We start from the raw sequence: 12,592 nt of genomic DNA, 5'->3' as shown, positions 1-12,592 counted from the left end.
AGGAGGTGTCCATGTCCGCCCCCACCCAGCGGCCCAGGGTCACCGCGCACGAGGCCCGGCAGACCGCCGAGGCCGCACGTGAGCGGGACTGGCACAAGCCCAGCTTCGCCAAGGAGCTCTTCCTCGGCCGGTTCCGGCTCGACCTCGTCCACCCCCATCCGCTCCCCGCCGACGAGGACGCCCGGCGGGGCGAGGCCTTCCTCGCCGCCCTCCGCACGTTCTGCGAGACCCGGATCGACGGCGGCCGCATCGAGCGCGAGGCCCGCATCCCGGACGAGACGATCGCCGGACTCAAGGAGCTCGGCGCGCTCGGCATGAAGATCGACCGGAAGTACGGCGGCCTCGGCCTCACCCAGCTGTACTACAACCGGGCCCTCGCGCTCGTCGGCTCCGCGAGCCCCGCCGTCGGCGCCCTGCTCTCGGCGCACCAGTCGATCGGCGTACCGCAGCCGCTGAAGCTCTTCGGCACTCCGGAGCAGAAGGACGCCTTCCTGCCCCGGCTGGCCCGTACGGACATCTCCGCGTTCCTGCTGACCGAGCCGGACGTCGGCTCCGACCCGGCGCGGCTGGCCACCACCGCCGTGCCCGACGGAGACGCGTACGTCCTCGACGGCGTGAAGCTGTGGACCACCAACGGCGTCATCGCCGACCTGCTCGTCGTGATGGCCCGGGTCCCCGCCTCGGACGGCGGCCCCGGCGGCATCACGGCCTTCGTCGTCGAGGCCGACTCGCCCGGCATCACCGTCGAGCACCGCAACGCCTTCATGGGCCTGCGGGGCCTGGAGAACGGCGTCACCCGCTTCCACGGCGTACGGGTCCCCGCCGAGAACCGCATCGGGCCCGAGGGGGCCGGCCTCAAGATCGCCCTCACCACCCTCAACACCGGACGGCTCTCGCTGCCCGCCGCCTGCGCCGGCGCCGGGAAGTGGTGCCTGAGGGTCGCCCGCGAATGGGCGGGCGTGCGCGAGCAGTGGGGCGGACCGGTCGGCCGGCACGAGGCCGTCGGCACCAAGATCTCCTTCATCGCGGCCACCACCTTCGCGCTGGAGGCGGTCGTCGACCTCGCCTCCCAGATGGCCGACGAGGACCGCAACGACATCCGCATCGAGGCCGCCCTCGCCAAGCTGTACGGCTCGGAGATGGCCTGGCTCATCGCGGACGAACTCGTCCAGATCCGCGGCGGTCGCGGCTACGAGACCGCCGACTCGCTGGCCGCCCGCGGCGAGCGCGCCGTCCCCGCCGAGCAGGTCCTGCGCGATCTGCGGATCAACCGGATCTTCGAGGGGTCGACCGAGATCATGCACCTGCTGATCGCCCGCGAGGCGGTCGACGCCCACCTCTCCGTCGCCGGGGACCTCATCGACCCCGGGAAGTCCCTCACCGACAAGGCGAGGGCCGGCGCGCGGGCGGGCGGCTTCTACGCCCGCTGGCTGCCGGGACTCGTCACCGGACCGGGACAGCTGCCCGGCGCGTACGGGGAGTTCGGCGAGCTGGCGCGGCACCTGCGGTACGTCGAGCGGACCTCCCGCAAGCTCGCCCGCTCCACGTTCTACGCGATGTCCCGCTGGCAGGGCCGGATGGAGCTCAAGCAGGCCTTCCTCGGCCGGATCGTCGACATCGGCGCGGAGCTCTTCGCGATGAGCGCGGCCTGTGTACGGGCCGAACTCCTGCGCACCACGGGCGACCACGGGCGGGAGGCCCGCCAGCTCGCGGACGCCTTCTGCGACCAGGCCCGGCTGCGGATCGAGGAGTTGTTCGGACGGCTCTGGTCCAACACCGACGACGTCGACCGGCGGGTCGCCGACGGCGTCCTGGCCGGCCGGTACACCTGGCTGGAGGAGGGCATCGTGGACCCGGGCGACGAGGGCCCGTGGATCGCGGACGCGAGCCCGGGACCCTCGACGGAAGCGGACGTCCACCGCCGGATCCCCTGACGCCTCCGCGCGGACGGCGCGGAGGCGCCGCCCGAGGCGGGCCCGGTCCGGTCCGAGGCGGTTCCGGTCCGGTCCCAGGCCGGTCCCGTCCCGTCCGGTCTCAGGCGTCCCCGTCCACGCCCCCGTCCACGCTCCGGACCGCGGCGCGGGCAGGGGACGGGGCACGGCAGGATGGGGCGGGTGACCGTCATCGACATCCCCGGATCCAAGTCCGTCACCGCCCGCGCGCTCTTCCTCGCCGCCGCGGCCGAGGGCACCACCACCCTCCTGCGGCCCCTCGTCTCCGACGACACCGAGGGCTTCGCCGAGGGCCTGACCGCCCTCGGCTACGCCGTCCGCCGCGAGGCCGACGCCTGGCACGTCGAGGGCCGTCCCGCCGGCCCCGGCGCGGACTCCGCCGACGTGTACTGCCGCGACGGAGCCACCACCGCCCGCTTCCTGCCCACCCTGGCCGCCGCCGGCCACGGCACGTACCGCTTCGACGCCTCCGCCCAGATGCGGCGACGACCCCTGGGCCCGCTCAGCACCGCCCTGCGCGACCTCGGCGTCGACCTCCGGCACGGCGGCGCGGAGGGCCACCACCCCCTCGACGTCCACGCCCGCGGGGTGAAGGGCGGCGCGCTCACCCTCGACGCCGGCCAGTCCTCGCAGTACCTGACGGCGCTGCTGATGCTCGGCCCGCTCACCGCCGAGGGCCTCGACATCACCGTCACCGACCTGGTGTCGGAGCCGTACGTCGAGATCACCCTCGCGATGATGCGCGCCTTCGGCGCCGAGATCACCGAGGAGCGGGGCCGGGAAGGCGGCCGCACCTACCGCGTCGCGCCCACCGGCTACCGCGCCCGGACCTACGGCGTCGAGCCCGACGCCTCCACCGCCAGCTACTTCTTCGCGGCGGCCGCCCTGGAGCCCGGCCGCTCCGTGACCGTCCCCGGGCTGGGCACCGGCGCCCTCCAGGGCGACCTCGCCTTCGTCGAGGTGCTGCGCCGCATGGGCGCCGACGTCGACACCACCGCCGCCGGCACCACCGTCCGCTCCACCGGCACGCTGCGCGGCCTCACGGTCAACATGCGCGACATCTCCGACACCATGCCGACCCTCGCCGCCCTCGCGCCCTTCGCCGACGGCCCGGTCCGCATCGAGGACGTCGCCAACACCCGCGTCAAGGAGTGCGACCGCCTCGACGCCTGCGCGGAGAACCTGCGCCGGCTCGGCATCACGGTCCGCACCGGCCCCGACTGGATCGAGATCCAGCCGGGCGCGCCCTCCGGCCCCGTCGAGATCGCCACCCACGGCGACCACCGGATCGTCATGTCGTTCGCGGTCACCGCCCTGCGCACGCCCGGCATCACCTTCGACGACCCCGGGTGCGTGAAGAAGACCTTCCCGGACTTCCACCGGGTCTTCGGCGGCTTCGCCGGCACCCCGTGAGGGCCGCCGCCGCGTGACGGCCGGCGGTCCGGCGGGGCGGCCATCCACGTGAAGACCGCCACCCCGTGAAGACCGCACGGCGTTTGCGGCAAGAATGGGGGCATGAGCGACCGCCCCTCTCCTCTCGCCGACCCCCATATCGCCTTCGACGTCTCCGAAGGACGCCGGGACATCGTCGTCCTCGGCTCGACCGGGTCCATCGGCACGCAGGCCATCGACCTGGTGCTGCGCAACCCCGACCGCTTCCGGGTCACCGCCCTCGCCGCCTCGGGCGGCCGGGTCGCGCTGCTCGCCGAGCAGGCGCACCGGCTGAAGGTCGCCGCGGTCGCCGTGGCCCGCGAGGACGTGGTGGAGGAGCTCCGTGCGGCCCTGAAGGCGCTGTACGGCTCCGAGCCGCTGCCCGAGCTCCTCGCCGGCCCCGACGCGGCCACCCGCCTCGCCGCCTCGCCGTGCCACACCGTCCTCAACGGCATCACCGGCTCCATCGGCCTGGCGCCGACCCTCGCCGCCCTGGAGGCGGGCCGGACCCTCGCCCTCGCCAACAAGGAGTCGCTGATCGTCGGCGGCCCGCTGGTGAAGGCGCTGGCGAAGCCCGGCCAGATCATCCCGGTCGACTCCGAGCACGCCGCCCTCTTCCAGGCCCTCGCCGCGGGCACCCGCGCCGACGTCCGCAAGCTGGTGGTCACCGCGTCCGGCGGCCCGTTCCGCGGGCGCACCCGCGCGCAGCTCGCCGACGTCACCCGCGAGGACGCGCTGGCCCACCCGACCTGGGCCATGGGCCCGGTGATCACGGTGAACAGCGCCACCCTGGTCAACAAGGGCCTGGAGGTCATCGAGGCGCACCTCCTCTACGACATCCCCTTCGACCGCATCGAGGTCGTCGTCCACCCGCAGTCCTACGTGCACTCGATGGTCGAGTTCACGGACGGCTCCACGCTCGCCCAGGCCACCCCGCCCGACATGCGCGGCCCGATCGCGATCGGCATCGGCTGGCCCGAGCGGGTCCCCGACGCGGCCCCCGCTTTCGACTGGAGCAAGGCCTCCACCTGGGAGTTCTTCCCGCTCGACACCGAGGCGTTCCCGTCGGTCGCGCTGGCCCGGCACGTCGGCGAGCTGGGCGGCACGGCTCCCGCCGTCTTCAACGCCGCCAACGAGGAGTGCGTGGAGGCGTTTCTCGCGGGACGGCTGCCGTTCAACGGAATCATGGATACGGTCACAGCGGTCGTCGCGGAGCACGGCGTTCCCGCCTCGGGAACCTCCCTCACCGTGCCGGACGTCCTCGAAGCGGAGACCTGGGCGCGCGCCCGGGCCCGAGAGCTCGCAGCGAAGGCAACAGCGGAGGCCCGCGCATGACCGAAATGCTCCTGTACATCCTGGGCCTCGTGCTGTTCGCCTTCGGCCTGCTCGTCTCCATCGCCTGGCACGAGCTGGGCCACCTCTCCACGGCCAAGCTCTTCGGCATCCGCGTGCCGCAGTACATGGTCGGCTTCGGCCCCACGATCTGGTCGAAGAAGCGCGGCGAGACCGAGTACGGCATCAAGGCCATCCCCGCCGGCGGCTACATCCGGATGATCGGGATGTTCCCGCCCGGCGAGGACGGCAAGATCGAGGCCCGCTCGACCTCGCCCTGGCGCTCGATGATCGAGGACGCCCGGGAGGCCTCGTACGAGGAGCTCCGGCCCGGCGACGAGACGCGGCTCTTCTACACGCGCAAGCCGTGGAAGCGCGTGATCGTGATGTTCGCGGGACCGTTCATGAACCTGGTCCTGGCGGTGGCGCTGTTCTTCGGCTCGATGATGACGCTGGGCATCGAGGGCCAGACGACCCAGGTCGCGGGCGTCCAGAAGTGCGTGATCGAGCAGGACGAGAAGCGCGACAAGTGCGCCGCCGGCGACCCGGTCTCCCCGGCCTTCAAGGCCGGCCTGAAGGACGGCGACAAGATCGTCGCGTTCAACGGGGCCCCCGTGGGCGACTGGGACACCCTCTCCGACCGCATCCGCGACACCATCGGCCCGGCGACGATCACCGTCGAGCGGGCCGGTCAGCGCCTTGAGCTGCGCCCCGACCTCGTCGCCAACAAGGTGCTCGCCAAGGACGAGGACGGCCGGGTCGTCCAGCCGGTCCGGTACGTCGACGCCGGCTACCTCGGCTTCGCCTCCAAGACCGAGGTCGCGCCGCTCAGCTTCGGCGAGACCACCGACCGCATGGGCGACCTCCTGGAGAACGGCGTCCACTCGGTCATCGCCCTCCCGGGCAAGATCCCCGGCCTGTGGGACGCCACCTTCGGCGACGGCGAGCGGGCGGACGACTCGCCCGTCGGCGTCGTCGGCGCCGCCCGCATCACCGGCGAGCTGATGACCGTCGAGGCCCCGCCGACGACGATCCTCGTGATGTTCATGAACCTGCTCGTCGGGTTCAACGTGTCGCTGTTCCTGTTCAACATGCTCCCGCTGCTGCCGCTGGACGGCGGTCACATCGCGGGTGCCCTGTGGGAGTCCGTACGCCGTCACACGGCCCGGATCTTCAAGCGCCCCGACCCGGGCCCCTTCGACGTGGCGAAGCTCATGCCCGCCGCGTACGTGGTGGCCGGAGTCTTCGTCTGCTTCACGCTGCTCGTCCTCGCCGCCGACCTCGTCAACCCGGTGAAGATCACGTAGCCCGCAGGGGGGCCGGACCCGGTGGTGTCCGGCCCCCCGTCCCCGGGGCGGTAACCTCGGACACCTGAGCCCGCCGACGCACAACCTTGAGGTTGCACAAAAGATGACCGCGATTTCTCTCGGTATCCCGACCGTCCCGACCCGGCTCGCCGAGCGGCGCAAGAGCCGCAAGATCCAGGTCGGCACCGTGGCCGTCGGCGGTGACGCACCCGTCTCCGTGCAGTCGATGACCACGACCCGCACGTCCGACATCGGCGCCACGCTGCAGCAGATCGCCGAGCTGACGGCCTCCGGCTGCCAGATCGTGCGCGTGGCCTGCCCCACCCAGGACGACGCCGACGCCCTCTCGGTCATCGCGCGGAAGTCGCAGATCCCGGTGATCGCCGACATCCACTTCCAGCCGAAGTACGTCTTCGCCGCGATCGACGCCGGCTGCGCCGCCGTCCGCGTCAACCCCGGCAACATCAAGCAGTTCGACGACAAGGTCAAGGAGATCGCCAAGGCGGCCTCCGACGCCGGGACCCCGATCCGCATCGGCGTCAACGCCGGCTCGCTCGACGCCCGCCTGCTCAAGAAGTACGGCAAGGCCACCCCCGAGGCGCTCGTCGAGTCCGCCCTCTGGGAGGCGAGCCTCTTCGAGGAGCACGGCTTCCGCGACATCAAGATCTCGGTCAAGCACAACGACCCGGTCGTCATGGTCGAGGCCTACCGCCAGCTCGCCGCCCAGTGCGACTACCCGCTGCACCTCGGCGTCACCGAGGCCGGCCCCGCGTTCCAGGGCACCATCAAGTCGGCCGTCGCCTTCGGCGCGCTGCTGTCCCAGGGCATCGGCGACACCATCCGCGTCTCCCTCTCCGCGCCGCCGGCCGAGGAGATCAAGGTCGGCATCCAGATCCTGGAGTCGCTGAACCTGCGCCAGCGGCGCCTGGAGATCGTCTCCTGTCCGTCCTGCGGCCGCGCCCAGGTGGACGTCTACAAGCTGGCGGAGGAGGTCACCGCCGGCCTCGACGGCATGACCGTCCCGCTGCGCGTCGCCGTCATGGGCTGCGTCGTCAACGGCCCGGGCGAGGCCCGCGAGGCCGACCTCGGCGTCGCCTCCGGCAACGGCAAGGGCCAGATCTTCGTCAAGGGCGAGGTCATCAAGACCGTCCCCGAGTCGAAGATCGTCGAGACCCTCATCGAGGAGGCGCTCAAGATCGCCGAGCAGATGGAGAAGGACGGCGTCGCCAGCGGCGAGCCGTCGGTCGCCGTCGCCGGCTGAGCGGTCCCGGCCCCCCCGAAGCCCCCCGTCCCGCCCGGGACGGGGGGCTTCGTCCGCGCGGAGGGCCCCGCCCCAGGCGGGAGGGGTACAGTGCGGAGACCACGTAGAACCGTACGGTGAGGCCCCCTCGTGCTGACACAACCCGCCACCCGGGTCCTCGAACCCGCCGACCTCGGCGCCGCACTCGCCGTTCTGGAGAGCGCCCCCGTCGAGAACGCCTTCGTGACCGCCCGCGTCCAGGTCGCCGGGCTCGACCCCTGGCGCCTCGGCGGCGAGATGTGGGGCTGGTACAGCGAGGGACGGCTGCGCTCGCTCTGCTACTCCGGCGCCAACCTCGTCCCCCTCTGCGCGACGCCCGAGGCCGTGCGCGCCTTCGCCGACCGGGCGCGCAGGACCGGACGCCGCTGCTCCTCGATCGTCGGGCCCGCCGAGCCCACCACCGAACTGTGGCGCCTGCTGGAGCCCAGCTGGGGCCCCGCGCGCGACGTCCGCGCCCGGCAGCCGCTCATGGTCGCCGAGGAGCCCTCCACGACCGTCGCGCCCGACCCGCTGGTGCGCCGCGTCCGCAAGGACGAGATGGACGTGATCATGCCCGCGTGCGTGGCCATGTTCACCGAGGAGGTCGGCATCTCCCCGCTCGCCAACGACGGCGGACTGCTCTACCAGGCCCGGGTCGCCGAGCTCGTCGGCTCCGGCCGCTCCTTCGCCCGCATCGAGGACGGCAAGGTGGTCTTCAAGGCGGAGATCGGCGCCGCCACCCGCCAGGCCTGCCAGATCCAGGGCGTCTGGGTCGCCCCCGAGCACCGCGGCAAGGGCCTCTCCGAATCGGGCATGGCCGCCGTCCTCCAGTACGCCCTGGCCGACGTCGCACCCGTCGTCAGCCTGTACGTGAACGACTACAACACCCCCGCGAGGGCCTCGTACCGCCGCGTCGGCTTCCAGGAGACCGGTGCCTTCATGAGCGTGCTGTTCTGAGCACCCGGCCGCTTGTAGGGTGCGCCGCATGGATGACGCAGAGGTCATGATCGGACCGGTCAATCTCGCCGCCCGGGTGGACGAGGCACTCGCCGTGCAGGCGGTCGCCTTCGGCCTGGACCAGGACGAGGTCGCCGTGCGCCGCCACATCGTGCTGCGCCACCTGCTGAACCCGGGCGCCCGCGCCCACGGGGCCACCACCCCCGACGGGAGGCTCGTCGGGTTCGTGTACGGGATGCCCAACGACCGCGGCCACTGGTGGTCCACCGTCGTCGAGTCGTACCTGCGCTCCACCGGCACCGTCGAGTGGCTCGACGACTCGTTCGTGATCACCGAACTCCACGTCCACCCTGACCACCAGGGGCGCGGTGTGGGCCGCGAGCTGATCACCGCCATCACCGACGAGGCCGCCGAACCCCGCTCGATCCTCTCCGCCATCGACACCGACAGCCCGGCCCGCGGCCTCTACCGCTCCCTCGGCTACCACGACCTCGCCCGCCAGGTGCACTTCCCGAGCGCCGTCCGCCCGTACGCGGTGATGGGCGCGTCCCTGCCGCTCAAGCGCCGGAACTGATTTCTCCGACCCGGGGAGGCCCGGCTAATCTCGGGGCCATCATCCTTACCCGGCAGGAGTACGAGAACCATGGCCAACGCACCGGTCCAGCGCATGTCCCAGTTGATGGCGAAGACGCTGCGCGACGACCCGGCCGACGCCGAGGTCCTCAGCCACAAGCTCCTCGTCCGCGCCGGCTACGTGCGCCGCACCGCCGCCGGCATCTGGAGCTGGCTGCCCCTCGGCAAGAAGGTCCTCTCCAACGTCGAGCGCATCGTCCGCGAGGAGATGGACGCCATCGGCGCGCAGGAGGTCACCCTCCCCGCGCTGCTGCCGCGTGAGCCCTACGAGGCGACGGGCCGCTGGGACGAGTACGGCGCGGAGCTCTTCCGCCTCCAGGACCGCAAGGGCGGCGACTACCTGCTCGGCCCGACGCACGAGGAGATCTTCACCCTCCTCGTCAAGGACCAGTGCTCGTCGTACAAGGACCTGCCGGTCATCCTCTACCAGATCCAGAACAAGTTCCGCGACGAGGCCCGCCCCCGCGCCGGCATCCTCCGCGGCCGCGAGTTCCTCATGAAGGACTCGTACTCCTTCGACACGGAGGACGAGGGCCTCGCCCGGTCCTACGCCCTGCACCGCGAGGCCTACCAGCGGGTCTTCGAGCGCCTCGGCCTCGACTACCGCATCGTCGCGGCCACCGCCGGCGCCATGGGCGGCTCGAAGTCCGAGGAGTTCCTGGCCCCCGCCCAGGCCGGCGAGGACACCTTCGCCGACTGCCCGAACTGCGACTTCGCCGCGAACACCGAGGCCGTCTCGTACCCGCTCGCGCCGGTCGACGGCTCGGCCGTCGCGGCCGCCGAGGAGATCCCCACCCCGGACACCCCGACGATCGAGACCCTCGCCGCCTCCCTCGGCGTCCCGGCCTCCGCCACCCTCAAGAACCTCCTCGTGAAGGTCGACGGCGAGATCGTCGCCGTCGGCGTCCCCGGCGACCGCGAGGTCGACATGGGCAAGGTCGAGGACCACTTCGCGCCGGCCGCCGTCGAGATGGTCACCGAGACCGACTTCGCCGAGCGCGCCGACCTCGTCCGGGGCTACGTCGGCCCGCAGGGCCTGGAGAAGGTCCGGTACGTCGCCGACCCGCGCGTGGCGCCCGGCACCGCGTGGATCACGGGTGCCAACAAGGAGGGCATGCACGCGAAGAACGTCGTCGCGGGCCGCGACTTCGAGGTCGAGGAGTACGTCGACGTCGTCGTGGTCGAGGAGGGCGACCCGTGCCCCCGCTGCGGCACCGGCCTCACGCTGGACCGCGCCATCGAGATCGGCCACATCTTCCAGCTGGGCCGCAAGTACGCCGACGCCCTCAAGCTCGACGTCCTGGGCCAGAACGGCAAGCCGGTCCGCGTGACCATGGGCTCGTACGGCATCGGCGTCTCGCGTGCCGTCGCCGCGCTGGCGGAGCAGACGGCCGACGAGAAGGGCCTGTGCTGGCCGGCCGAGGTCGCCCCGGCCGACGTCCACGTCGTCGCCGCCGGCAAGGCCCTCCAGACCGAGCTGGCCCTGGAGGTCTCCGGCAAGCTGGCCGCCGCGGGCCTGCGCGTCCTGGTCGACGACCGCGCGGGCGTCTCGCCGGGCGTCAAGTTCACCGACGCCGAGCTCATGGGCGTCCCGAAGATCCTGGTCGCCGGCCGACGCTCGGGCGAGGGCGTCGTGGAGCTGAAGGACCGCCGCACCGGTGAGCGCGAGGAGCTCACCGTCGACGAGGCCCTGGCCCGCCTCACCGCGTGACGCGAACGGGGTGCGGAGCCGTCCGGCGGCCCCGCACCCCGTCGTCGTGCCCGGGGTCGTCGTGCCCGGGCGGTCACTTCTCCGGGTGGCCCCGCACCCCGTCGTCGTGCCCAGGCGGCGCTCACTCCTTTGGCGGCGCCGGCTCCACCGAGGCGCCCGTCAGGTCCTCCACCGGTTCCACCCCGGCCCCGTCCACCAGTCCCCGCGGGTACACCGGCGGGGCGGCCGGCCGTGTCGCCGCGCCGTCCGCCTCCTCCGCCCCGGCCCCCGGCGTCGCCCGCTCCAGGAACCGCAGCAGCTCCACCGGAATCGGCAGCACCAGCGTCGAGTTCTTCTCGGCCGACACGGCCATCACCGTCTGCAGCAGCCGGAGCTGGAGCGCCGCGGGCTGCGCCGACATCACCCCGGCCGCCTCCGCCAGCTTCTTCGAGGCCTGCAGCTCGGCGTCCGCGTTGATCACCCGCGCCCGGCGCTCCCGGTCCGCCTCCGCCTGCCGCGCCATCGAGCGCTTCATCGTCTCCGGCAGCGAGACGTCCTTGATCTCGACCCGGTCGATCTGCACGCCCCAGCCGATCGCGGGGGAGTCCAGCATCAGCTCCAGACCCTGGTTCAGCTTCTCCCGGTTCGACAGCAGGTCGTCGAGGTCGCTCTTGCCGATGATCGACCGCAGCGAGGTCTGTGCCATCTGCGAGACCGCGAACTTGTAGTCCTCGACCCGGATCAGCGCCTCCGCCGCGTCCACGACCTTGAAGTAGACGACCGCGTCGACCCGCACCGTCACGTTGTCCCGCGTGATGCCCTCCTGCGCGGGCACGGGCATCGTGACGATCTGCATGTTCACCTTGTGGAGGCGGTCCACGACGGGAACGATCATCGTGAAGCCGGGCGTCCGCACGTCCTGGCGCAGCCGGCCGAAGCGGAAGACGACCCCGCGCTCGTACTGCTTCACGATCCGCGCCGCCGCGCCCGTGTAGACGGCCATCGCCGCGGCCGCACCGGCAGCCGCCATCAGCAGCTCTTCGATCATCACGGCCCCCTGAGTCGAGCCGAACGGTACAAAAAGGGTATTCCCCTACAGCCAGCCCGCGAACTCCAGGAGCAGCTCGGCATCCTGCCGCCGTCCCGCGGTGAGCGCCCGCGTGCCCGATTCGACCGCGCGGAACAGGGTCCAGCCGCGCAGCCGCTCCCGGTCCAGGTCCAGGGAGTCCGCCAGCCGGTTGACCCGCCGCCGGGCCGCGGAGGCCCCCGAGGAGGCGGCCACCAGGTCCTCGACCCGGTCCCGTACGAGCCGGGCGAGGTCGTACGCCCGCTCGCCGACCAGCGGCTCGGGGCCGACGGCCAGCCACGGCGCGCGGTCCCCGCCGAGCACCTTGCCCTGCCGGAAGTTCCCGTGCAGCAGCAGCGTCTCCGAGGGGCCGGCCAGCAGCTCCTCGCGCGCCGCCAGCGCCGCCGCCGTCAGCTCGGCGGTCGCCTCCCCGGCCAGGTGCGGGGCCATCGCCGCGGCCTGGCGGGCGGTCCGCTCGGCCACCGTCTCGAAGCCGTGGCCGGTGGCCGGCTCGACCCACAGCTTCCGCACGGTCCCGGCCGCCTCCAGGAGCGCCTTGGCCTCGGGGAGCGAGCGCAGCGCGACCTCGGGGTGCAGGCGTTCGAGGAGGAGCGCGCCCTCCGCGGCCTCGTCGAGCAGCTGGACCGCGCCCCAGCCGTTCCAGTGCGCGAGGGCGTCCCGCTCCAGGTCGGGCCGGGCGAACGCGGGCGCGAGCTTGAGGGCGGCGGGGGAGCCGTCGGACCGCCTGACGAGGACGACCAGGCTGCTGCGTCCGCCGGGCGCCATCACCCGCTCGCCGTCCAGCGAGGCGCCGTCGAGCACCTGGTCGGCGAGCCCGGGCAGCCTCCCGAGCCACTCGGCCGCCGCGGCGTCCCCGTACGTCTCGCCGAGCGTCCTGATCAGTCGCTGCGGCGGTTCGAAAGCCATGCGTACGTTGTTCCTTCG

At 72.8% G+C, this 12,592-nt stretch carries 10 protein-coding genes; 8 read left to right on the top strand and 2 right to left on the bottom strand.

What is annotated here, in order from left to right; translation table 11 throughout:
- Window positions 1-11: 11 nt before the first annotated feature.
- From ACF09E_RS15440 to ACF09E_RS15405, 8 genes are all read left to right on the top strand, one after another.
- Window positions 12-1,934: an acyl-CoA dehydrogenase family protein gene (locus ACF09E_RS15440; RefSeq protein ID WP_392205682.1), complete on the top strand. Its 1,923-nt coding sequence runs from the start codon at window positions 12-14 to the stop codon at window positions 1,932-1,934.
- A gap of 180 nt (window positions 1,935-2,114) precedes the next feature.
- Window positions 2,115-3,365, top strand: a complete 1,251-nt coding sequence (gene aroA, locus ACF09E_RS15435; RefSeq protein ID WP_392205681.1) for a 3-phosphoshikimate 1-carboxyvinyltransferase — start codon at window positions 2,115-2,117, stop codon at window positions 3,363-3,365.
- A 102-nt stretch (window positions 3,366-3,467) separates the two neighbouring features.
- A complete protein-coding gene (gene dxr, locus ACF09E_RS15430; protein WP_392205680.1) occupies window positions 3,468-4,718 on the top strand; it encodes a 1-deoxy-D-xylulose-5-phosphate reductoisomerase in 1,251 nt (416 codons plus the stop codon).
- Window positions 4,715-6,022 (top strand): M50 family metallopeptidase, encoded by a 1,308-nt coding sequence (locus ACF09E_RS15425; RefSeq protein WP_392205679.1) that lies wholly within the window; start codon window positions 4,715-4,717, stop codon window positions 6,020-6,022. Before dxr ends, ACF09E_RS15425 begins: the two co-directional genes overlap by 4 nt.
- 103 nt (window positions 6,023-6,125) lie before the next feature.
- On the top strand, window positions 6,126-7,283 hold the full coding sequence (gene ispG / locus ACF09E_RS15420; protein WP_361850150.1) for a flavodoxin-dependent (E)-4-hydroxy-3-methylbut-2-enyl-diphosphate synthase: 1,158 nt from the start codon (window positions 6,126-6,128) through the stop codon (window positions 7,281-7,283).
- A 129-nt stretch (window positions 7,284-7,412) separates the two neighbouring features.
- Window positions 7,413-8,258, top strand: coding sequence for a GNAT family N-acetyltransferase (locus ACF09E_RS15415; protein ID WP_392205678.1), 846 nt, complete (start codon window positions 7,413-7,415; stop codon window positions 8,256-8,258).
- A gap of 28 nt (window positions 8,259-8,286) precedes the next feature.
- Window positions 8,287-8,832 carry a GNAT family N-acetyltransferase gene (locus ACF09E_RS15410; RefSeq protein ID WP_361850154.1) on the top strand — a complete coding sequence of 182 codons (546 nt, stop codon included), beginning with the start codon at window positions 8,287-8,289 and terminating at the stop codon, window positions 8,830-8,832.
- A gap of 69 nt (window positions 8,833-8,901) precedes the next feature.
- Window positions 8,902-10,602, top strand: a complete 1,701-nt coding sequence (locus tag ACF09E_RS15405) for a proline--tRNA ligase (protein WP_392205677.1) — start codon at window positions 8,902-8,904, stop codon at window positions 10,600-10,602.
- 121 nt (window positions 10,603-10,723) lie between these two features.
- On the opposite strand, the gene ACF09E_RS15400 is transcribed toward ACF09E_RS15405, so the two are convergent.
- Together ACF09E_RS15400 and ACF09E_RS15395 are read right to left on the bottom strand one after the other, a co-directional pair.
- Complete coding sequence (locus tag ACF09E_RS15400) at window positions 10,724-11,629, bottom strand: slipin family protein (protein ID WP_392205676.1); 906 nt, start codon at window positions 11,627-11,629, stop codon at window positions 10,724-10,726.
- Window positions 11,630-11,674: 45 nt separating this feature from the next.
- Window positions 11,675-12,574, bottom strand: a complete 900-nt coding sequence (locus ACF09E_RS15395; RefSeq protein WP_392205675.1) for an aminoglycoside phosphotransferase family protein — start codon at window positions 12,572-12,574, stop codon at window positions 11,675-11,677.
- Between the last annotated feature and the right edge of the window lie 18 nt (window positions 12,575-12,592).

This window comes from Streptomyces sp. NPDC014891 (assembly GCF_043081085.1).
Taxonomy (GTDB): domain Bacteria; phylum Actinomycetota; class Actinomycetes; order Streptomycetales; family Streptomycetaceae; genus Streptomyces.
The sequence above is the reverse complement of the archived record's forward strand: the minus strand, read 5'-3'. Positions and strand labels throughout refer to the sequence as shown.